This is a genomic window from Amycolatopsis bullii, assembly GCF_014654205.1.
In the GTDB taxonomy this organism is placed as follows: Bacteria; Actinomycetota; Actinomycetes; order Mycobacteriales; family Pseudonocardiaceae; genus Amycolatopsis; species Amycolatopsis plumensis.
Window position 1 is genome coordinate 1 of sequence record NZ_BNAW01000076.1, and the last position, 20,707, is coordinate 20,707.

Genomic DNA, 20,707 nt, shown 5'->3' on the forward strand with positions numbered 1-20,707 from the left:
GCCTTCGGACGCCACCCGGTCGATGATCGCCTGCGGACCGGTGTCGGTCACGCCCGGCCGCCGGTGCGAGCCGGTGGCGCCGGGCGGGACTTCGGGGGTGCCGGGTTCGTCGTCGTCATCGGCGGCACGCCGACGGCGGCGGCGTCCGCCGTCGACCTGGGCACCGTGCTGGGCGAGCAGCTCAGCCACGGTCTTCTGCGGCGGCTGGTCGCCTCCGGTCTGGTCCGTCATACCTGCTGATCCCCTGCGCGCACCGTGTTGCCACTTGCGGCACCTGGCGGAGTGGTACCCGACGGCACACCGGCGGCGCCACGCGCGCTGTACACCGACCTCTGCATGTCCGTCACCTCTCCACCGTGCCCGTTATCCGTCCGGGAAGTCCAGCCGCGTGCTTTCACCGGTCCTCCTGTGCGCCGAAGCGCCCGGCGAGGGCGGCTCCAGTCTCATCCGCGCCGTTCGAATGGTCCAGCCGCCGCAGGATGACACCCTCTCGCAGAGCCCACGGGCAGATCTCGAGTTCCGGCACACCCAGCGCCCGCATCGTGGCCTGCGCGACGAGCGCACCCGCCACGAGCTGGTGCGACCGGCTCGAGCTGACGCCTTCCAACTGCGCGAGATCGGCCGACGGCATCCGCGAGATGAAGGCCAGGAGCTGGCGCAATGCGGTGTCCGTGAGCGTACGTCGGACGCGGGGACCCGCCGCCGAGGGGGCGGCGCCGGTCAGCCGGGCGAGCGAGCGGAACGTCTTCGACGTCGCCACGACCCGATCGGGTTCACCCCATTTGGTGACCTTGCGCGCGAGGTCGGTGAGCTGGTCGTCCAGCCACGCGGACGTCGCGACGAGCTCCGAGCGCGTCGGCGGGTCGTGCTTGAAGCGGGTGCGCGTGGTGCGGCCGGCGCCCAGCGGCAGCGATTCGGCCAGCACGGGTTCTTCGTCGCGGCCCATGGCGACCTCGAGGGAGCCGCCGCCGATGTCGAGCACCAGCAGCTGTCCGGCCGACCAGCCGTACCAGCGGCGGACGGCGAGGAACGTGAGCCTCGCTTCGTCGGTGCCCGAAAGCACCTGCAGGTCGACGCCGGTCTTGTCGGCTACGCGGGCCAGCACCTTGGCGGAGTTCTTCGCTTCGCGGACCGCGGAGGTGGCGAAGGCCATGACCTCTTCGCAGCCGAGCCGGGCGGCGGACTCCTTGGCGGATTCGACCGCGGTCACCAGGTCGTCGGCGCCGGCCTTGGAGAGCTCCCCACCGGGGGTGATCTGCTCGGCCAGCCGCAGCACGGACTTCTCCGAATGCATCGGCGTCGGGTGGGCGCCACGGTGGGCGTCGACCACGAGCAGGTGGACGGTGTTGGAACCGACGTCGAGTACCCCTAGGCGCACGGGGGTCCAGGGTACCGGCCTCAGGCGCAGGTCTCGAACATGTAACCGAAAACACTCGGTGCGGCTTCGTCCCGGCGCGCCTCCCGCCGGGACGAAGCCGCCCGAAACGGACTTACGTCTCGAACTTGTAGCCCAGGCCGCGAACCGTCACCAGGTGCCGCGGCGAGCCCGGGTCCGGTTCGATCTTCGAGCGCAGCCGCTTCACGTGGACGTCCAGCGTCTTCGTGTCGCCGACGTAGTCCGCGCCCCACACCCGGTCGATCAGCTGCCCGCGGGTCAGCACCCGGCCGACGTTGCGGAGCAGGTACTCGAGCAGGTCGAACTCCTTGAGCGGCAGCGACACCTCGGTGCCGTCCACCGTCACCACGTGCCGCTCGACGTCCATCCGGACCGGGCCGGCCGAGAGCACCAGCGGGGCCAGCTCGCCGTCCGCGCCCGGCTCGCCGCCGCGGCGCAGCACCGCGCGGACCCGGGCGATCAGCTCCCGGGCCGAGTACGGCTTCGTCACGTAGTCGTCCGCGCCCAGCTCCAGCCCCACGACCTTGTCGATCTCGCTGTCGCGCGCGGTCACCATGATGACGGGCACGGCCGAGCGCTGGCGCAGCTGCTTGCAGACGTCGGTGCCGCTCATCCCGGGCAGCATGAGGTCGAGCAGCACGATGTCGGCGCCGTTGCGGTCGAACTCCTCCAGCGCGGCCTGGCCCGTCCCGGCGACGGCCGCGGTGAACCCTTCCTTGCGCAGCAGGAAGGCGAGGGGGTCGGCGAACGACTCCTCGTCCTCGACGATGAGAACCCTGGTCACAGGTTTCCTCCATGATCTGGGCTGTCCTGCCCGGTAACCACGAGCCTCGGGGTGCGCTCGGGGGTCTTCTCCTGCCGCGGTGCCGGCGAGGTCTTGGCCGCCCGCGCCGGCTCGCCGGCCGGGTCGGGGCTGACGTGCGCGGGGATGCGCAGGGTGAACGTCGAGCCGGTGCCCGGACGGCTCCACAGCCCGACCGAGCCGCCGTGGTTGGCCGCGACGTGCTTGACGATCGCCAGGCCGAGGCCGGTGCCGCCGGTGGCGCGCGAGCGGGCCTTGTCGGCGCGGTAGAAGCGCTCGAACACGCGCTGCTGCTCGTCCTCGGCGATGCCGATGCCGCGATCGGTGACCGCGATCTCGACCATCCCGTCGGCGAGCCGCCGGGAGATCGACACCGGGCTGCCGGCCGGCGAGTAGGCGACGGCGTTCTCCAGCAGGTTCGACAGCGCGGTGACCAGCAGCGTGCGGTCGCCCTCGATGAGCAGGCCGCTGGGGTTGTCGGTGGTGACGCTGATGTCCGCGGACTCGGCCGAGAGCGTCGTGCGGCCGAGCGCCTCGCGGACGACCGCGTCCACCTCGACGACGTTGAGGTCCGGCAGCCGTTCGGCGCCCTGCAGCCGCGACAGCGCGATCAGCTCGGTGACGAGCTGGCCCAGGCGGGTGGACTCGCGCAGGATCTTGCCGCCGAAGCGGCGGACCTCCTCGACGTCCTCGGCGGCGTCGAGCACGGCCTCGGTGAGCAGCGCGATCGCGCCGACCGGGGTCTTGAGCTCGTGGCTGACGTTGGCGACGAAGTCGCGGCGCACGGCCTCCAGCCGGATGGCCTCGGAGTGGTCCACCGCCTCGACGGCGGTGAAGCCGTCGCCGAGCGGCCGGACCTGCCCGAGCACGGCCTCCGGCTGGCGGCCGCGCGCTTCGAGCGGCGAGAGGTCGATCTCCAGCGGTTCGTCGGTCTCGGCCACCTGCTCGGCGGCCTTGCGGGCCCGCGGATCCGCCTGGTTGACCCGGACCAGGCCCAGCTCGTAGGCACGCGGGTTGTGCAGCACCATGTCGCCGAAGCGGTTGAGCACGACGATGCCGTTGTCGGAGGAGCGGACCAGCCGTTCGAGGAGCTCCGCGACGGTCGGGCCCGGTGGCCGGGCTTCTTCCCGGCGGGTGCGCGCCCGCGCCAGGAAGTAGCCGACCACCGCACCGGCCACCAGTGCGCCGATGGCCAGTGCGAGTGAAACAGGCGTGGTCACGGGCCGATCGTAAGCTGAGAAGTGGCCCTTCGGCCTAGCGTTGTCCGCCTTGTCGTGAGCACCGCGACACCTGCGGAGGACATGTTCGCCGGGGCTTCAGGCGGCGTTCACCCGATCGATTCCCCGGCGAGACATTCCGGGCGAATTCACCCCAGGGTCCGCAGGTCTTCGGCGGTGAGCTCGAGCGCCGCCGCGGCGACGTTCTGCTCGAGGTGCCCGACGTCGCCGGTGCCGGGGATGGCGAGCACGTGCGGTCCTTGGTGGAGGGTCCACGCGAGCCGCACCTGCGCCGGGGTGGCGTCGTGGCGGCGGGCGACCTCGGCGACCCGCGCGTCCTCGCCGGTTCCGCTCGCGACGGCGAAGAACGGCACGAAGGCGATCCCCCGCTCGGCGCACATCCGGACCAGTTCGTCGTCCTCGCGGCGGGCGGTGAGGCCGTACTGGTTCTGGACGCAGACGACGGGCGCGATCTCCAGGGCCTCGGTGAGGTGTTCCGGGCCGACGTTGGAGATGCCCAGCTCGCGGATCAGGCCCTGCTCCCGCAGCTCGGCGAGCACGCCGAAGCCGTCGGCGAGCGAGCCGGTGCCGCGGTCGAGGGCCTGGCCGATCCGGTAGTTGACGACGTCGAGGTGGTCCAGGCCCAGTTCGCGCAGGTTCTGTTCGACCTGGGCGCGCAGCTGCTCCGGCCGGGCGGTGTAGAAGGTGCCCTCGAAGTCGCGGCCGGGGCCGACCTTGGTGGTGATCACGAGGTCGTCGTAGGGCGCCAGCGCGGTGTTGAGCAGTTCGTTGGCCGAGCGCGGGCCGTCGAAGTAGAAGGCCGCGGTGTCGAAGTGGTTCACGCCCAGCTCTACGGCCCGGCGCAGCACGGCGAGCGACGTTTCGCGGGCGCGGATCCCACCGTCCGAAGTGGACATCAGGCGCATGGCGCCGAACCCGAGGCGGTTGACTTCGAAGGAGCCGAGCTTCCAGGTGCCCGCCGCGGCGGCGGGGAGGGTGTTCGTGGTCATGGCTCCAGCCTTCCGGCCGGGCCGTCGCGACCACCGGGTTTGGCAGTTTGCTGCCACACTGGAACACGTGGAGAAGGTGACCGACGTCGTCATGGTGCGCGGTGAGGCCGAGCTGTTCGAGCGCACGGCGCACCTGTTCGAGGCCGCGACGGAGATCTCGTGCGCGGCCCGCGACCTGCACACGTGGTCGGTGGCGCACCCGAGCGCGCCCGAGCGCGAGCACTCGGTGCGCGGGATGACGGTGCGCAAGGTCTACCAGCCCGGCGTGCTGATCGACCCCGCGCTGGCCGAGCACCTGCGGATGATGGCCGCGAGCGGCGCCCGGATCCGGATCACCGAGCGGGAGATCAACGAGACGATCATCCTCGACCGCCGGATCGCCATCGTGGCCGGCGACCACGTCGCCGGTGTCCGCGGCTACACGGTGATCAGCAGCCCCGCCCTGGTCCAGGGCATCGAGTCGCTGTTCGAGGCGGCTTGGCACGGCGCCACCGACCTGGAGTCGTACCAGGCGCGGTTCACCGAGCTGGGCGCGCGGGAGATCCTCGAGCAGCTGGGGTCGGGCTGCAAGGACGAGACGGCGGCCCGGGCGCTGGGCGTCAGCCTGCGCACCTACCGGCGCCGGGTGGCGGAGCTGATGGAGCTGCTCGGGGCCTCGTCGCGCTTCCAGGCCGGGGCCCGGGCCCGCGAGGCCGGTCTGCTGTGAACCACGAAGGCCGCGTCACCGGGGTCCCGGTGACGCGGCCTTCGGAAAAGCTCAGCGGCCCTGGTTGGCGACCGCGGCCGCGGCTTCCTTGGCGGCGTCGGGGTCGAGGTACTCGCCACCCGGCTTCGCCGGCCGCAGGTCCTCGGTGAGGTCGTAGCGCAGCGGGATGCCCGTCGGGATGTTCAGGCCCGCGATGTCGGCGTCGGAGATGCCGTCGAGGTGCTTGACCAGCGCGCGCAGCGAGTTGCCGTGCGCGGCGACCAGCACCGTCTTGCCCGCGCGCAGGTCCGGCACGATCTCGGACTCCCAGTACGGCAGCAGCCGCTCGACGACGTCCTTCAGGCACTCGGTCAGCGGGGCCTGGTCACCGAGGCCGGCGTAGCGGGCGTCGCCCGCCTGGCTCCACTGGTCCTTCGGGTCGATCGCCGGGGGCGGGGTGTCGTACGAGCGGCGCCAGAGCATGAACTGCTCCTCGCCGAACTCGTTCAGGGTCTGCTTCTTGTCCTTGCCCTGCAGCGCGCCGTAGTGGCGCTCGTTGAGGCGCCAGTCGCGCTTCACCGGGATCCAGTGCCGGTCGGCGGCGTCCAGCGCGATGTTGGCGGTGGAGATCGCGCGGCGCAGCAGCGAGGTGTGCACCACGTCCGGGAGCAGCCCGGCGTCGGCCAGCAGCTGCCCGCCCTGGCGGGCTTCGCCCTCGCCCTGTTCCGAAAGCGGTACGTCCACCCAGCCGGTGAACAGGTTTTCCGCGTTCCACGTGCTCTGCCCGTGCCGCAGCAGCACCAACGTCCCAATCTCGGCCATGGGTGACAGCCTGCCAGAACCCACCCTGCCCGCGATCGGTGACCTCGGCCGCATCGCACGCCGGGCAGTGATCCTACCCAGAGTGCGTTACCGCGGAGTAACACCTCACTCTTCGACAAGTCCACCTGCCAACAGCGCGCAAAATTCCGGCCACAGACTGCATACCGTTATCGACATTTCGAAATTTCACTCGAACGGGCTAGCCAGTAGCCTTGTGATTACCGGCCGGGATCTGACAGGTTGACTACGTCCCGAGCGGCCGGATTCCACGCACTCCCCGGCCGGATTCGGGCGTTGACCGCGGCTCGTCTCCCCCCTGCCGGGCCGCGGCCCGCCGGCCCCGTTGGCACCCCCCTCGTCACCGGGTCCTGATCGGCGGGAACTTCAGCGGGGCGGCTCGAGATCGCGACTCCCCCTCCCTCGAGCCGTCCCGCCTGTTCCGCTCAGCCCTCGCTCGGTTCCGGCGCCGGCCCCACCGGACGGCGACGGCGGTACAGCCACCGGCCGAGCCACGCCAGCGGTACGAGGAACAGCAGGAACGGCGCGACCGCGCCCAGCACGGTCAGCAGGCCGCCGCCGAAGACGAGGAACGCGTGCCAGCCGCCGGCCAGCCCGCCGAGGAACCCGCTGTGGTCGTCCGACGGCGGCGGGGGCGCCGCGACGTTGCGGACGGTCATCGCCACGGTCGCCATCGCGACACTGCCGGCGAGGGAGTTCCGCTGCTGTTCGAGGGATTCGAGCGTCGCCTCGCGGCTGGTCAGCTCGCTCTCGACCGAGGCGATCTCCGACACCGAAGTCGCCCGCGCCAGCAGCGCGCGAATCCGTTCCACCGAAGCCCGCTGCGTCGCCAGCCGGGCGTCGACGTCGATGACCTGCTCGGTCACGTCCCGGGTGTTCAGCTCCCGCTTCACCAGGCTGCTGCCCAGGTGCGAGAGCTGGTCGAGCACGCCGTCGAGCTTGTCGGCGGGCACCGCGAGGTTCAGCGTCGCCAGCTCGTCGCCGGTGCTCTCCTGGCCGGTGTAGCCGCCCGCACCCTCCGCGATCCCGCGGGCCTGCGCGACGACGTCGGTCACCTTGGGCGCGGTCAGTTCGAGCCGGGCGCTGCGGGCGAGCTTGCGGTCGGTGGCCCCGGGCTGCGGCGCGGCCACCTTCTCCTGCCCGGCTTTGCCGCTGCCCTGCTGCGGCGCGGCCGGGACCGGCCCGGAACCGGCGCTGTCCGCCGCCGTGGACGATTTCCCCTCCTGCGCCGCCGAGCAGCCGGCCAGCACGAACACCACGCCGACGGCCGCGAGCCCGGCTCTCCATCGAATCCGCATCCTGCGTCTCCCTCCAGTTTCGACTGGCGAGGGGACGGATGTCCGGTTCAGGGCCGTTGCACGACCTCCGGTTACGACTCGGTCAAGCCCGGTTCGTGCGGCTTCTCAGGTGCGACGAGGTGCTTGAACGCCTGGAGGTTCGCCAAGGATTCACCGCGGGAGACGCGCCAGTCCCACTCGCGCTTGATCGACGTCGCGAACCCGATCTCGAGCAGCGTGTTGAAGTCGCCGTCGGCCGCTTCCAGCACCTGGCCGAGCACCTTGTCGAGCTCGTCGGCGCTCATCGTCTCCTTGCCGAACCGGCCGACCAGGTAGATGTCTCCGAGATTGTCCACTGTGTAGTGCACACCGTAGAGCTTCGCGTTGCGCTGCAGAAGAAAGCGGTAAACGTCCTCATGGGACTCGTCGGGACGCCGGCAGACGAAGGCCTCCACCGAAAACGCGTGGTCGCCGTCGACCAGCCAGGCGTTCGTCTGCAGCTTCTTCGTGCCGGGCAGCGTGACGAAGTACTTGCCAGGACCGCGTTTGTCGTACTTCAGCTCGGCCGAGTCCAAAGTAGACTGGATCAGCTGGTCCAAGCTCACACCGCCACCTCCGCGCGCAGGTCCAGCGCGTTCCGGAAGGCGCCGGTGGCCTGAGCATAGATGTCGAGGAGCGCGTCCGTCGTGCGGCGCCAGGAGAACCGGCGCGCGTGCACGACGGCGTTGGCGGCGAGTTCGGCGCGCCGGTCCGGGCGCAGGGCGACGGCGGCCAGCGCGTCCGCCCACTCGTCGGCGCCGTGCCCGGGCACCAGCAGCCCGGAGACGCCGTGCGGCACCGCCACCGGCAGCCCGCCGACCTCGGCGGCCACCACCGGCGTCCCGCAGGCCTGCGCCTCCAGCGCGACCAGGCCGAACGACTCGTTGTAGCTCGGCACCGCGACGACGTCGGCGGCGCGGAAGACGCGCGCGAGGCGCTCGCCCGGCTGCGGCGGCAGGAACCGGACCTGCCGCTCGATGCCCAGGGAAACGGCCAGCTCGCGCAACGCCTGAGGCTGCTCCAGCCCGGTGCCCGACGGGCCGCCGACGACCAGCACGACCAGCCGCGAAGCCAGCTCGGGACGGCGCCGCAGCATCGCGGCCGCGGCGTGCAGCAGCACGTCCGGCGCCTTGAGCGGCTGGATCCGGCCGGCGAAGGCGAGCACGACGTCGTCTTCGGCCAGCCCCAGCTCCGCCCGCGCGGCGGACCGGGAGCCCGGCGTGAAGCGCTCGAGGTCGACACCCGGCGGCACGGCGTGCACCGCGTGCGGCTCGGCGTCGTAGAGGTCGATCAGCTGGCGGGCCTCGACCGCGGTGTTGGCGACCAGCCGGTCGGCCTCGGCGACCACCTGCTCTTCGCCGATCACGCGGGTGCGCGGCTCGGGCTTGTCGCCCTCGGCGAGCGCGGCGTTCTTCACCTTCGCCAGCGTGTGCGCGGTGTGCACGAGCGGGACGGACCACCGGTCGCGGGCGAGCCAGCCGACCTGGCCGGAGAGCCAGTAGTGCGAGTGGATGAGGTCGTAGTGGCCGGGTTCGTGGAAGGCCTCGGTCCGCAGCACGCCGGAGGTGAACGCGCACAGCTGGGCGGGCAGCTCGTCGCGGCCCAGCGGCTCGAACGGGCCGGCCTGCACGTGCCGCACGGTCACGCCGGGCGCCAGTTCGGCCACCGGCGGCTGACCGGACGCGGTCGCGCGGGTGAACACCTCGACCTCGACGCCGCGGCGGGCCATCTCGGTCGCGGTCTGGCGGACGTAGACGTTCAGCCCGCCCGCGTCGCCGGTGCCGGGCTGTTCGAGTGGCGAGGTGTGCACGGACAGCACCGCGATCCGGCGCGGCACAGCGCGGAACCTTCGGATGTTGCTGGTCACCTGGTCACGTCTCCTGCTGCGTCAGCATTCCTCGGCGAACTGCCGGAGCACCGCGCCGAACTCGGCCGCGGACTCGGCGAAGGGCGCGTGCCCCCCACCAACGAACCAACGCCCGGTGGCACCCGGAATCTTCCCGAGGGCGTGTTCGGCCGCCGAGGGCTCGATCACGCGGTCGGCCGTGCCGTGCACGACCAGGGCCGGTTTGTCGATCCCGGCCAGCACGTCTTCGCTGCCGACGTCCCGGCGGAACAGCGCCGAACGGACCGACGGCGGCACGCTCAGCGAAGCCCCGAGCAGGGCCTGGGCCTGCGCCCCCGGCACCGGCCCGGCGGTCATCCCGCGGCTGAACGCGGTGAGCGCCGGGACCGCGATGTCCGGATCGTCCGAAAGCATCGCCCGCATGTGCTCGCGCATCAGCGCGCCGACGCGCCCGCCCGGCCGGTCGCGCCCGATCTCGGTGATGGCGCCGACGAGCACGAGCCCGCGCAGGCGTGCGGTGCCGTGCACCCGGATGTGGTCGGTCAGCACCAAGCCGCCGTAGGACCAGGCGACGACGACGGCCTCGGGGCCGGCGAAGTCGAGCACCGCGGCGAGGTCGTCGGCCCAGGCCTCCGGGTCGTCGTACCCGGTGGCCGGGACGTCGGAGGCGCCGTGGCCGCGCAGGTCCACCGCGACCAGCCGGAACCGCTCGGTCAGGGCCGGGTCGGCGAGCTGCGCGGCCCAGCACCCGGCCGACTGCGCCCAGCCGTGCACGAACACGATGGGACGGCTGTTCTCCTCGCCCTCGACCCGCAGGCCGAGCCGGACTCCGCCGTGCCCGACGACTTCGGTGCGCACGGGTTACTTCGCGCCCAGGCCCTGCCAGGCCGACCAGCTGAAGTTCCAGTCCTTGACGTCCGAGTTCATCGGCGGGCCGAGCTTGGAGCCGGTGATCTCGACCGGGTCGCCGACCAGCGCCGAGTCGAAGTAGTCCTTGGCGTCGGCTTCGAGCAGGTTGACGCAGCCGTGGGAGTTGTTGTTCTTCCCGATGTTGGCCGCGTTGTCCTGGTTCTCGTGGATGAACTCGCCGTGGTTGGAGAACCGGCAGGCCCACTTCTTGTTGACGTTCGTGTAGCCGTAGCGGGCGTTGTCGAAGATCGCCGACGGCTCCTTGCTCATGATGATGTAGGTGCCGTTCGGGGTGTTGCGGTCGACCTCGGCGTCCAGCCCGTTCGCGCACGGGTAGCTCTTGACCTGCGAGCCGCCGCGGTACACGCGCATCTGGTGGTCCGGGGTGTTGACCTTGACCACCTGGTTGCGGCCGATCTTGAACTTCGTGGTGACGTCGGCCTTGCCGTACGCGCCGCCGCCCAGGTCGACGCCGTACAGCTTCGCCTCGACGTTCACCGTGATGTTCTGCGGCCAGTACTCCTTCGGCCGGTAGTCGACCTGGCTGTCGGACAGCCAGCCCCACGCGCCCTCGACGTCCTTGTCCGTCTTCACGGACAGGGCCTTCTCGACCGCCTTGCGGTCCTTGACCGGCGACGCGAACTTGACGCTGATCGGCATGGCCACGCCGACGGTCTGGTTGTCGGCCGGGTTGAGCGTGGCGCGGACCTGCTTGGCCGGGTTGATCGTGGTGAACTTGCCGGTGAACTCGACCGGCTTGTCGTCGCTGCCGGTGGCCTTGGCCGAGTAGGTGTAGGTCTTGCCGTAGCCGAGCGGTTCGGAGCTGGTCCAGGTGAGGCCGTCCGGCGCGAGGTCGCCCTTGACGTCCTTGCCGCCGTCGGCGCTCAGCTTGCACTCGGTGAGCTTGCCGTCGGCGACCTTGAGCACGGCGGGCTTGAGCACCGGGACGTCCTTGGCGTCGGCGGCGGGCTCGGCCGTGATCTTCGCCACGGGCTGCGCGCCACCCCCTTCGCCGTCGCTGTTGGCGCCGGTCGGCTTGGCTGTGCCGCCCGTCTCGCTCGAACACGCGGCGGCGACCAGTGCGGCTCCAGCCGCCAGAGCAGCCTTGAAGACCGTACGCCGTTCGATCACCGATACCTCCTGGAATCCCCCGCCGACCAGCGGGCACACGCCCTCTAGCGCTGGTCACCCGACCGACGTTACCCGCCGGTGGGCACAGTCCCACCAGCCAGGTGTTGGACGTCTTGTCGACAAAGACGTCCTACACACGGACGGGTTGCCCGGTTTGGCTCAAATCACGCAGTTGATCAGCAGCGGTTCGGGGTGCAGCCGGACGCCGAAGCGCTCGTGGACGCCGTCGCGGACCTCGCGGGCCAGGGCGAGCAGGTCCGCCGTCGTCGCGTCGCCGCGGTTGGTCAGCGCCAGGGTGTGCTTCGTCGACAGCGAAACCCGGTTCCCCGGACCGGGGTACCCCTTGGCGAAGCCCGCGCGCTCGATCAGCCAGGCCGCGGACAGCTTGACGCCGCCGTCGGCCGGGTACTGCGGCACCTCCGCGCCGACGACCTCGGTGATCCGCTTCAGGACCGCTTCGGCCTCGGCGCTCGGCACGATGGGGTTGGTGAAGAACGAGCCCGCGCTCCACGTGTCGTGGTCGGCCGGGTCGAGCACCATGCCCTTGCCGCGACGCAGCTTGAGGACGGCTTCGCGCGCTTCGGCGGCCGGGACGCGGGCGCCGATCTCGACGCCGAGCGTGCGCGCCAGCTCGGCGTAGCGGATGGGCGCGGAGAGGCCGTCTTCGCGGACCTCGAAGCGGACCGAGAGCACCACGCCGGAGTCCGTGCCCTTGAGGACGCTGGTGCGGTAGGCGAAGCCGAGGTCGGCGGCCGCGAGCGTGCGCACTTCGCGCGTCTCGCGGTCGTACAGCTCCACCGAGACGATCGACTCGGCGACCTCACAGCCGTACGCGCCGACGTTCTGGATCGGCGTCGCCCCGACGCTGCCGGGGATGCCGGAGAGGCATTCGAGCCCGCCCAGCCCGGCCTCGACCAGGCCGGCGACGAAGGCGTCCCAGTTCTGGCCGGCTTCGACGTCGACGATCCCGCCGTCGCGCCGGTAGCCGGTGGTGGCCACCTCGACGAGCGTGCCGTCGAACCCCGCGTCGCCGACCACCAGGTTGGAGCCACCGCCGAGCAGCAGCACGGGCTCGCCCGCCGCGTCCGCCTCGCGGACGGCGTCGACCAGGTCTTCGCTGGTCGCGGCGCTGACGAAGCGGCGGGCCGGGCCGCCGAGGCGCAACGTGGTGTACGCGGCGAGCTTCGGGAGTTCGGAAGTACGGGGGTTCACCCGCCTGACGGTACTGTTCGGTCCATGGGATCCCGGATCGAGCACCGTGCCGAGTTCGCCGCCGACGTCGCGGCCACGTACGCGGCCGTCGCCGGCGAGGAGGCGCTGCGGGCCCGCCTGGAGGAGCTCGGCGGCCACGGCGCGGCGCTGCTGTCGTACGAGGTTTCGGGGTCGGACCTGCGGTACCAGCTGCGGCAGGGCATCAGCGCGGACAAGCTGCCGCAGGCGGTGCGGACGCTGCACAAGGGCGACCTGATGGTGACCCGCACGCAGACCTGGCGGATGAGCAAGGACGGCACCGGACGGCAGGGCGACGCCTCGGTCGAGGTCGGCGGCGTCCCCGGCGAGATCAGCGCGCGGACGGCCCTGCTCGCCAACGGCGAGCAGACCGTCCTGCGGATCAGCGGCGAGGTCACGGTCCGGATCCCGCTGTTCGGCGGGAAGCTGGAGAGCGTGATCGCCGAGCAGGTCACGAAGCTGTTGGAGCGCGAAGCCGAATTCGCCGCGAAGTGGCTCGCGCAAGCAAACTGACCCCGGTCGGCGCCCCGACCCGCGGTACGACCAACCCGAACCGCCTGCGCCGGGTGGACCGCTGGATCGCGGCCGCGCCGCCGACGTCCCGGCTGCTGCGCGCGGCCGGCTCGCCGTTGGTCGTCGACCTCGGTTACGGCGCTTCCCCGGTCACGACGGTCGAGCTGGCGCGGTGGCTGCGCCGGGTCCGGCCGGACGTCCGCGTGCTGGGCCTCGAGCTGGACCCGGAGCGGGTGGCGGTCGCCCAGTCCGCCGCCGCACCGCCGTTCCTGGAGTTCCGCCGCGGCGGGTTCGAGCTGGCCGGGACGCGCCCGGTGCTGGTCCGGGCGTTCAACGTGCTCCGGCAGTACGCCGAGGACGAGGTCGCGGGCGCGTGGGGCCTGATGCTGGACTCGATGCCCGCCGAGGGCCTGCTGGTCGAGGGCACGTGCGACGAGATCGGCCGGGTGTCGTCCTGGGTGCTGGTGGCCCGGTCCGGCCCGGTCTCGCTGACGCTCTCGATGCGGCTGGCGGGGCTGGATCGCCCGTCGACCGTGGCCGAGCGGCTGCCGAAGGCGCTGATCCACCGGAACGTGCCCGGTGAACGCGTCCACGCGCTGTTGTCGGCCCTCGACGCCTGCTGGGCGACGGCCGCTCCGCACCAGGCGTTCGGGGTGCGGTCGCGCTGGCTGGAGACGGTCCGGCTGCTGGCCGCGCGGGGCTGGCCGGTGCTGGGGCCGCCGTCCCGGATCCGCCTCGGCGAGCTGACCGTCCCCTGGTCCGTGGTCGCCCCGGCGTCATGAATGACTCATTCCTGGCGTCGGAGGCCAGGAATGAGTCATTCAAGGCACCTGTTCACCGGGCCACCCCCGCTGCGTCACCCCGAAGTGACCTGCGGTGATCACCATTGAGCCGTGGAACTCCTGGCGCAGGTCACCGAGCTGCTGCGCGGCACGCTCGGCTCGCCGTGGCTGTGGGTGCTCGTCTTCGCCGTGTCCGGGTTGGACGCGCTGCTGCCGTTCATGCCCAGCGAGACCACCGTCGTCACCGTCGCCGTCCTGCTCGGCCCGGCCCCCGCGCAGCTCACCCTGCTCGCCGCGGTGGCGGCCGGGGGCGCGTGGGCGGGCGACTGCCTCGGGTACGCCGTCGGCCGGGCGGCCGGTCCGCAGGCCATCGCGCGGCTGCAGCGCGGCCCGGACGGACGGCGGCGGTACGAATGGGCCCGCGACCAGGTGCGGCGCAACGGCGGTCTGCTGATCATCGCGGCCCGCTACCTGCCCGGCGGCCGCGTCGCCAGCGCCCTCGCCAACGGCAGCCTCGGCTACCCCCTACGCCGGTTCGTGCCGCTCGACGCCGCGGGCGCGGCGATCTGGGCGGTGTACAGCGTGCTGATCGGCTTCGCGGGCGGAGCAGCGTTCGCCGACGAGCCGGGCAAGGGCCTGCTGCTGTCCTTCGGCCTCGGTCTGAGCCTGGTCTTCGCCATCGAGGCCGGACGACGGCTACGGTCGGCGCATGCTCGAAGCGATCGACGTCCACGCCGACGCGCTGAAGCGGGCGGCGCTGACGGCCGGACCGTCGGCGCGGGTGCCGAACTGTCCGAAGTGGACTGTTCATGACCTGGTGGCGCACATCGCTTCCGTGCACGGCGCGGCGATCGGCCTGGTGCTGGACCGGCCGTTGTCACCGACGCCGCCACCGGACTGGGAGGACGTGCTGGGATGGTGGGACGGCCAGCGCCTCGCCCTGCGCGAAGCCCTGATCCGGAACCCGGGGTCACCGTGGACCGGCCGCCTGGCCCACGCCACGGCGATCCACCGCCTCGACGCCGAATCCGCGCTCGCCCAGCCCGTGCCGACGCGACTGTCCCCTGAGTTCGCGCGGGGTGCCGCCGAAATGGTTTGCGGGGTCCTGCTGCCGGGTTCGGCCGGGTGCGGCAGCGGGGACCGGCTCCCGGCGCCCTGACCAGCGCAAGGGAGAATGCCCGGGTGACCGCTCCCGAACGCCGCTACGTCATCACCTTCGGCTGCCCCGACCGCACCGGCATCATCGCCCGGATCTCCGGGTTCCTCGCCGAGCACGGCGGCTGGATCGTCGAGGCGGCCTACCACACCGACCCGGACACGGGCTGGTTCTTCACCCGCCAGGTGGTCCGGGCCGACTCGCTGCCGTTCGCCGCCGCCGAGCTGCGCGCCCGCTTCGGCGAGGTGGCCGCGGAGCTGTCGGCCGAGTCGAGCTGGCAGGTCAGCGACACCGGTGAGCGGCGGCGCGCGGTGATCCTCGTCTCCAAGGCCGGGCACTGCCTGTACGACCTGCTCGGCCGGGTGGCGTCCGGGGAACTCGACGTCGACGTCGCCGCGGTGATCGGCAACCACGACAGCCTCGCCGACATCACCCGCGCGCACGGCATCCCGTTCCACCACGTGCCGTTCCCGGCCGGGGACAAGGCGGCGGCGTTCGAGCAGGTGCGCAAGCTGGTCGACGAGCACGACCCGCACGCGGTGGTGCTGGCCCGGTTCATGCAGATCCTGCCCGCCGACCTGTGCCGCGAGTGGGCCGGGCGGGCGATCAACATCCACCACAGCTTCCTGCCGTCGTTCATCGGCGCGAAGCCGTACCACCAGGCCCACACGCGCGGGGTGAAGCTGGTCGGCGCGACCTGCCACTACGTGACGGCGGACCTCGACGCGGGCCCGATCATCGAGCAGGACGTCATCCGCGTCGACCACGGCGACTCGGTCGAGGACATGGTCCGCAAGGGCCGGGACATCGAGAAGGTCACGCTCGCCCGCGGCCTCCGGTGGCACCTGGAGAACCGCGTGCTGGTGCACGGCAACCGGACCGTGGTGTTCTGATCCGGTTGCCGTGCCCGTGGGTCACGCGCCGATGGTCTTGGCGTCGATGACGAACCGGTAGCGGACGTCGGAGTTCTCGACGCGCTCGTAGGCCTCGTTGACCTGGTCGGCCGAGATGGTCTCGATCTCCGCGCCGATGCCGTGCTCCGCGCAGAAGTCCAGCATCTCCTGGGTCTCGGCGATGCCGCCGATCATCGAGCCGGCCAGCACCTTGTTGCCGCCGAGCAGCGAGAAGGCGTTGTAGGCCAGCGGCTCGCCCGGCGCGCCGACGTTGACCATCGCGCCGCCGACCTTGAGCAGGCTCAGGTAGGCGTCGATCGGCAGCTTGGCCGACACGGTGTTGAGGATGATGTCGAACTTGCCGCGCAGGACGTCGAAGGTCGCTTCGTCGCTGGTGGCGTAGTAGTCCTTCGCGCCGAGCTTCAGGCCGTCTTCCTGCTTCTTGAGGCTCTGGCTCAGCACGGTCACCTCGGCGCCCATCGCGGCGGCGATCTTGACGCCCATGTGCCCGAGCCCGCCGAGGCCGATCACGGCGACCTTCTTGCCGGGGCCTGCGCCCCAGTGGTGCAGCGGCGAGTAGGTGGTGATGCCCGCGCACAGCAGCGGCGCGGCGACGTCGAGGTCGATGCCCTCCGGGATGCGGCAGACGAAGGCGTCCTTCACGACGATCTGGTTGCTGTAGCCGCCGTAGGTGTTCTCGCCGTCGAAGCCGACGCCGTTGTAGGTCTGGACGTTGCCCTTGACGCAGAACTGCTCGGTGCCGGCCAGGCAGTACTCGCACTCCCCGCAGGAGTCGACCATGCAGCCGACGCCGACGCGGTCGCCGATCCGGTACTTCGTGACGTCCGAGCCGACCGCGGCGACCACGCCGGCGATCTCGTGGCCCGGGACCATCGGGAAGATCGCCTGGCCCCAGTCCTCCTTGGCCTGGTGGATGTCGCTGTGGCAGATGCCGGCGTAGGCGATGTCGATCAGCACGTCGTCGGGACGCAGGTCACGGCGCTCGATCGTGGTCGGCGCCAGCGGCGCGCCCGGCGCCGGAGCGGCGATGGCGTGCGTGGTGGTGCTCATGGAACCCTCCAAGTTCAAGTACCGTCGTAAGAGGTCTCATACATGTCCTACGTAAGAGGCCTCTTACATATTTCGACCGAGAGATGTGATCCGGGTCATGGGCGGCAAGTACCACCACGGCGACCTCCGCGGCGAGCTCGTGCGCGTATCCCTGGACCTGATCGCCGAGCACGGCTGGGAAGGCTTTTCGGTGGCGGAGGTCGCGCGGCGCGCCAAGGTCAGCCCCGGCGCGCCCTACCGGCACTTCGCCACCCGGGAGACCCTCCTGGCCGAGGTGGCGGCGCACGTCGCCTGCCAGCTCGCGGACCGCGTCGCTTCGGCGGCCGCGGAGCACCCGGACCCGGCGGACGCCCTGGCCGCGGCGGCGGGCGCGTACACGCGGTACCTCATCGAGCGCCGGGCCGGGATGAACGTGATCTACGCCGAAGGGCTGCACGGCCCGGAGCACATCGGCCTGCACGAGCAGACCCGGCGGCTGACGGACGAGTTCCTGCTGCGCTGCCTGGCCGTCGCGCCCGATCCGGCGACCGCGCTGGAGCTGATGGAGCAGTTGTTCACCCAGGCCCACGGCTACGGCACGTTCCAGCTCGACGGCGTGTTCGTGAAGCACGGATATTCGACGGACCTGGTGGTGCGCAAGTCCGAGGAGGCCGCGCGCGCCGCCATCTCGGGCCGGATCGCCGGTGGTGCCCGCTAGGTTGGGCGCATGGGGATCATCGACTCACACGAGGCACTGCGCGAGGTGATCGGCGAGGTCGCCGAGCTGACGCAGCAGAAGGTCATCGACCGGATCGACGAGCACGCGCGGAACCTGATCGCGCACTCGCCGTTCGTGCTGCTGGCCACGTCGGCACCGGACGGCAGCTGTGACGTCTCCCCGCGCGGCGACCCGGCGGGCTCGGTGCTGGTGCTCGACGACAAAACGCTGGTCCTCGCGGACCGCCCGGGCAACAAGCTGGTGGACAGCTTCCGCAACATCGTCGACAACCCGCACGCCGGGCTGCTGTTCCTGATCCCGGGCATGAACGAGACGCTGCGGGTCAACGGCCGCGCGAAACTGATCTCGGACGCGCCGTTCTTCGACGACCTGGTGGTCAAGGGCAAGCGACCCCGGCTGGCCGTGGTCGTCGAGGTCGAAGAGCTCTACATGCACTGCGCCAAGGCGTTCCTGCGGTCGTCGCTGTGGCAGCCGGAGACGTGGCCGGACCGCGCGGCCCTGCCGTCGATGGGCACGATCATGCGGGACCAGATGTCCCTGGCGGTCCCGGCGGCGGAGCTGGACGCGCGGCTCGACGAACGGGCGATCACCCAGCAGTACTGATCCCGGCGACCACGTCGAGCAACCCGGGGAACCGCGCGTCGAACTCGTCCCGGCGCAGGCGGACGAACGTGCCGTTCCCCGCGTCGCGCTGCCGGACCAGGCCGGCTTCGCGCAGCACGCGCCAGTGGTGCGTGCGGGTCGACTTGGCGATCGGCAGCGGGAAGGACGCGCAGGCCCGCTCTTCGCCGTCCTCGCGGAGCAGCTGCAGCACCACCTCACGCCGGTGCCGGTCCGCGAGGGCGGACAGCACCGCGCCGAGGTCGACCTCGGCCAGCTCGGGAACGGGGAACTCACCAGCCATGCTGGACATGGTACGACAATCGTCGTACCTTCGGCGAGGTACGAACACCATCGAACCTCCGGAGGCCCTCAGTGCTGTGCGTGTTCGACGTCAACGAGACGCTGCTCGACCTCACCGCCATCGATCCCGTCATCGGCGGGCCCGAGCTGCGGCGCGAGTGGTTCGGCCTGGCCATCCACACCGTCCTGACCGTGACCGCGACCGGCGGCTACCGCGACTTCGCGGGCATCGCCGGGGACGCAGCGATCGAGGTCGCCGCCCGGCACGGGCGGGAGGTCGACCTCGCGAAGGTCGGCGAAGGACTGCGCAGCCTCCCCGCCCACCCGGACGTCGAAGCGGGCCTGGCGAAACTCCGCGAACAGGGCCACACCCTCGTCGCGTTGACGAACTCGCCGCTCGCCACCGCCGAGGCCCAGCTGCAGAACGCCGGGCTGGCCGCGCTGCTGGACCGGATCTTCTCGGCCGAGCAGGTCGGCAGGCTCAAGCCCGCGCCGGAGCCGTACCGGCAGGTCACGGCGGCCTACCCCGGGCAGCGCGCGGTCATGATCGCCGCGCACGACTGGGACATCGCGGGCGCCCAGGCGGCGGGGCTCGAGACGGCGTTGCTCACCCGTCCCGGCGTCCACCCGCTGCCCGGCTCGCCCGCGCCCACCTACACGGCGTCGACCCTGCCGGAGCTGGCCGGACTGCTCTAGTCGGCGATCCGGACCAGCATCTTGCCGGTGTTGGCGCCCGACAGCAGGCCGATGAACGCCTCGGGGGCGTTGCGGATGCCGTCGACGAAGGTCTCCGAGTACTTGATCTCGCCGGAGTCCACCAGCGGCGCGATCTCGGTGACGAACTGCTGCTGCAGGTGCCAGTGGTCGATCACCAGCAGGCCGCGGATGGTGAGCCGCTTGGCGATGACCTGCGCGAGGTTGCGCGGCGCCGGCGTCGGCTCGGTCGCGTTGTAGGTGGAGATCATCCCGCAGATGACGATCCGCCCGTGCAGGGTGATCGCGTCGATCGCGGCTTCGAGGTGCTCGCCGCCGACGTTGTCGAAGTAGACGTCGATGCCCTCCGGCGCCGCCTGGTGCAGCTGCTCGGCGACCGGGCCGTCCTTGTAGTTGAAGGCGGCGTCGAAGCCGAGGTCGTCGATCAGGTGGCGGACCTTCTCCGCCGAACCCGCCGAGCCGATGACGCGCTTGGCGCCCTTCAGCTTCGCGATCTGCCCGACCAGCGAGCCGACCGCGCCGGCCGCACCCGAGACGAACACGGTGTCGCCCGGCTTGAACTCGGCCGACTCCAGCAGGCCCGAGTAGGCGGTCAGGCCCGGCATGCCGAGCACGCCGAGGTACGTCGACAGCGGCGCCGCGGCCCCGTCCACCTTCACGTACCGGCCCGCGTCGAGCACGGCGTGGGTGCGCCAGCCGGCCTGGTGCAGCACGTGGTCACCCACCTTGACGTCGTCGACGTTCGACTCGACGACCTCGCCGACCGCCCCGCCGGACATGACCTCGCCGACCTGGAACGGCGGCGCGTAGGACTTGACGTCCCTCATGCGGCCACGCATCGCAGGGTCGACGCTCATGATCAGGTTGCGGACCAGGATCTGGCCGTCGCCCGCCGTCGGCACCTCGGTGTCGACGATCTCGAAGTTCTCGTGCGTCGGCACGCCTTCCGGGCGTGAAGCCAGCCGGATTTCGGTCGCCGTGCTCATCGTCGGATCTCCTCCATGGTCTCGAAGCGGGGCAGACGCCCCGGATTCCACCCGATGTAACCAGCTAACCGGGGCGCAGATTCCGATTGTGAGGCGTCACACGATCTCGGCGAGCTTCTCCAGAACACCGTCGTAGATCTTCTTCAGCCCACCCGGCGCGAAGGTCTTCTCGAAGAAGCCACCGATGCCACCGGCACCGTCCCACGTGGTCTCGATCTTCACCACGCTGCGTTCACCCGCTTCGGTGACCGTCCACGTGGTGACCATGCTCGAGTTCGCGTCGGTCTCGACCAGCGTCCCCGGCCGCGGCTCGGTGACCGTCGCCGCGACGTCACGGACCCGCTTGGACGTCGCCTGCAGCTTCCAGCGCGCCTTGGTCCCGGCGCCCACGCCGCCCTCGGTCACCTGGTAGTCGCGGTAGTGCTCGGTGAGCAGCTTCGGCCGCGTCTCGGCGTAGTCGGCGACGAGCGCGCGGACCTTGTCGACCGGGGCGTCGATGGTGCGCTCCGCGGTGGCCGTGACCTTTCCCATTTCACTCCTTTTCCCGGCGTACAGATCAGGGTCCACGATTTCACCGCGCCCCGCACCC

24 protein-coding genes and 1 pseudogene are annotated in these 20,707 nt (G+C 71.4%); 9 read left to right on the top strand and 16 right to left on the bottom strand.

The annotated features are described in order from the left end of the window. The 5 genes and pseudogenes from IE317_RS42095 to IE317_RS42115 all read right to left on the bottom strand — a co-directional run. Positions 1-231 (bottom strand): annotated as a pseudogene (locus IE317_RS42095) (hypothetical protein); the annotation flags it as partial. Positions 232-394: 163 nt separating this feature from the next. Then, positions 395-1,378 (bottom strand): Ppx/GppA phosphatase family protein, encoded by a 984-nt coding sequence (locus tag IE317_RS42100; protein WP_191316949.1) that lies wholly within the window; start codon positions 1,376-1,378, stop codon positions 395-397. 112 nt (positions 1,379-1,490) lie between these two features. Further along, complete coding sequence (locus IE317_RS42105) at positions 1,491-2,180, bottom strand: response regulator transcription factor (protein WP_191316950.1); 690 nt, start codon at positions 2,178-2,180, stop codon at positions 1,491-1,493. Further along, on the bottom strand, positions 2,177-3,418 hold the full coding sequence (locus IE317_RS42110) for a sensor histidine kinase (protein ID WP_191316951.1): 1,242 nt from the start codon (positions 3,416-3,418) through the stop codon (positions 2,177-2,179). The genes IE317_RS42105 and IE317_RS42110 overlap by 4 nt, the downstream gene beginning before the upstream one ends. A gap of 146 nt (positions 3,419-3,564) precedes the next feature. Beyond that, positions 3,565-4,425: an oxidoreductase gene (locus IE317_RS42115; protein ID WP_191316952.1), complete on the bottom strand. Its 861-nt coding sequence runs from the start codon at positions 4,423-4,425 to the stop codon at positions 3,565-3,567. Between the two features lie 67 nt (positions 4,426-4,492). On the opposite strand from IE317_RS42115, the gene IE317_RS42120 reads away from it, so the two are divergent. After that, entirely contained in the window at positions 4,493-5,131 is a 639-nt protein-coding gene (locus IE317_RS42120; protein WP_191316953.1) for a DNA-binding response regulator, read from the top strand. Between the two features lie 51 nt (positions 5,132-5,182). On the opposite strand, the gene IE317_RS42125 is transcribed toward IE317_RS42120, so the two are convergent. The 7 genes from IE317_RS42125 to IE317_RS42155 form a co-directional block, all read right to left on the bottom strand. Further along, positions 5,183-5,932: a phosphoglyceromutase gene (locus IE317_RS42125; RefSeq protein ID WP_191316954.1), complete on the bottom strand. Its 750-nt coding sequence runs from the start codon at positions 5,930-5,932 to the stop codon at positions 5,183-5,185. A gap of 443 nt (positions 5,933-6,375) precedes the next feature. After that, positions 6,376-7,248: a DUF4349 domain-containing protein gene (locus tag IE317_RS42130; protein ID WP_191316955.1), complete on the bottom strand. Its 873-nt coding sequence runs from the start codon at positions 7,246-7,248 to the stop codon at positions 6,376-6,378. A gap of 71 nt (positions 7,249-7,319) precedes the next feature. Then, positions 7,320-7,832, bottom strand: a complete 513-nt coding sequence (locus tag IE317_RS42135; RefSeq protein ID WP_191316956.1) for a YbjN domain-containing protein — start codon at positions 7,830-7,832, stop codon at positions 7,320-7,322. Continuing rightward, the gene (mshA, locus tag IE317_RS42140; protein ID WP_229903205.1) at positions 7,829-9,133 is read right to left on the bottom strand and encodes a D-inositol-3-phosphate glycosyltransferase; all 1,305 of its coding nucleotides are present in this window, start codon (positions 9,131-9,133) and stop codon (positions 7,829-7,831) included. The genes IE317_RS42135 and mshA overlap by 4 nt, the downstream gene beginning before the upstream one ends. Positions 9,134-9,154: 21 nt before the next feature. After that, complete coding sequence (locus IE317_RS42145; RefSeq protein WP_191316957.1) at positions 9,155-9,970, bottom strand: alpha/beta fold hydrolase; 816 nt, start codon at positions 9,968-9,970, stop codon at positions 9,155-9,157. A 3-nt stretch (positions 9,971-9,973) separates the two neighbouring features. Continuing rightward, the gene (locus IE317_RS42150; protein ID WP_191316958.1) at positions 9,974-11,152 is read right to left on the bottom strand and encodes a L,D-transpeptidase; all 1,179 of its coding nucleotides are present in this window, start codon (positions 11,150-11,152) and stop codon (positions 9,974-9,976) included. Positions 11,153-11,311: 159 nt separating this feature from the next. Further along, positions 11,312-12,364: a UDP-N-acetylmuramate dehydrogenase gene (locus IE317_RS42155; protein ID WP_191316959.1), complete on the bottom strand. Its 1,053-nt coding sequence runs from the start codon at positions 12,362-12,364 to the stop codon at positions 11,312-11,314. Between the two features lie 24 nt (positions 12,365-12,388). Between IE317_RS42155 and IE317_RS42160 the strand changes: the two genes are divergently transcribed. The 5 genes from IE317_RS42160 (at position 12,389) to purU (ending at position 15,726) form a co-directional block, all read left to right on the top strand. Beyond that, positions 12,389-12,895, top strand: a complete 507-nt coding sequence (locus IE317_RS42160; RefSeq protein WP_191316960.1) for a DUF2505 domain-containing protein — start codon at positions 12,389-12,391, stop codon at positions 12,893-12,895. Then, a complete protein-coding gene (locus IE317_RS42165; protein WP_191316961.1) occupies positions 12,874-13,677 on the top strand; it encodes a class I SAM-dependent methyltransferase in 804 nt (267 codons plus the stop codon). The genes IE317_RS42160 and IE317_RS42165 overlap by 22 nt, the downstream gene beginning before the upstream one ends. Before the next feature lie 111 nt (positions 13,678-13,788). Next, positions 13,789-14,490 carry a DedA family protein gene (locus tag IE317_RS42170; protein WP_191316962.1) on the top strand — a complete coding sequence of 234 codons (702 nt, stop codon included), beginning with the start codon at positions 13,789-13,791 and terminating at the stop codon, positions 14,488-14,490. Beyond that, positions 14,387-14,836, top strand: a complete 450-nt coding sequence (locus tag IE317_RS42175; RefSeq protein ID WP_373309240.1) for a maleylpyruvate isomerase N-terminal domain-containing protein — start codon at positions 14,387-14,389, stop codon at positions 14,834-14,836. The genes IE317_RS42170 and IE317_RS42175 overlap by 104 nt, the downstream gene beginning before the upstream one ends. Positions 14,837-14,859: 23 nt before the next feature. Further along, on the top strand, positions 14,860-15,726 hold the full coding sequence (gene purU, locus IE317_RS42180) for a formyltetrahydrofolate deformylase (RefSeq protein ID WP_191316964.1): 867 nt from the start codon (positions 14,860-14,862) through the stop codon (positions 15,724-15,726). A gap of 21 nt (positions 15,727-15,747) precedes the next feature. Here purU and IE317_RS42185 read toward each other — a convergent pair whose 3' ends face one another. After that, positions 15,748-16,797 (bottom strand): NAD(P)-dependent alcohol dehydrogenase, encoded by a 1,050-nt coding sequence (locus IE317_RS42185; RefSeq protein WP_191316965.1) that lies wholly within the window; start codon positions 16,795-16,797, stop codon positions 15,748-15,750. Between the two features lie 97 nt (positions 16,798-16,894). Here IE317_RS42185 and IE317_RS42190 point away from each other — a divergent pair, with 97 nt between their 5' ends. Both IE317_RS42190 and IE317_RS42195 read left to right on the top strand, forming a co-directional pair. Next, on the top strand, positions 16,895-17,494 hold the full coding sequence (locus tag IE317_RS42190) for a TetR/AcrR family transcriptional regulator (protein WP_229903206.1): 600 nt from the start codon (positions 16,895-16,897) through the stop codon (positions 17,492-17,494). A gap of 9 nt (positions 17,495-17,503) precedes the next feature. Beyond that, positions 17,504-18,118, top strand: coding sequence for a pyridoxamine 5'-phosphate oxidase family protein (locus tag IE317_RS42195; RefSeq protein WP_191316967.1), 615 nt, complete (start codon positions 17,504-17,506; stop codon positions 18,116-18,118). Here IE317_RS42195 and IE317_RS42200 read toward each other — a convergent pair. Next, on the bottom strand, positions 18,102-18,419 hold the full coding sequence (locus IE317_RS42200) for an ArsR/SmtB family transcription factor (RefSeq protein WP_191316968.1): 318 nt from the start codon (positions 18,417-18,419) through the stop codon (positions 18,102-18,104). The genes IE317_RS42195 and IE317_RS42200 overlap by 17 nt on opposite strands. Positions 18,420-18,490: 71 nt before the next feature. Between IE317_RS42200 and IE317_RS42205 the strand changes: the two genes are divergently transcribed. After that, positions 18,491-19,114 carry a haloacid dehalogenase type II gene (locus tag IE317_RS42205; protein WP_191316969.1) on the top strand — a complete coding sequence of 208 codons (624 nt, stop codon included), beginning with the start codon at positions 18,491-18,493 and terminating at the stop codon, positions 19,112-19,114. Here IE317_RS42205 and IE317_RS42210 read toward each other — a convergent pair. Both IE317_RS42210 and IE317_RS42215 read right to left on the bottom strand, forming a co-directional pair. Then, positions 19,111-20,118 carry an NADP-dependent oxidoreductase gene (locus tag IE317_RS42210; RefSeq protein ID WP_191316970.1) on the bottom strand — a complete coding sequence of 336 codons (1,008 nt, stop codon included), beginning with the start codon at positions 20,116-20,118 and terminating at the stop codon, positions 19,111-19,113. The two genes, IE317_RS42205 and IE317_RS42210, sit on opposite strands and share 4 nt — an antisense overlap. Before the next feature lie 96 nt (positions 20,119-20,214). Next, on the bottom strand, positions 20,215-20,649 hold the full coding sequence (locus IE317_RS42215) for an SRPBCC family protein (protein ID WP_191316971.1): 435 nt from the start codon (positions 20,647-20,649) through the stop codon (positions 20,215-20,217). Between the last annotated feature and the right edge of the window lie 58 nt (positions 20,650-20,707).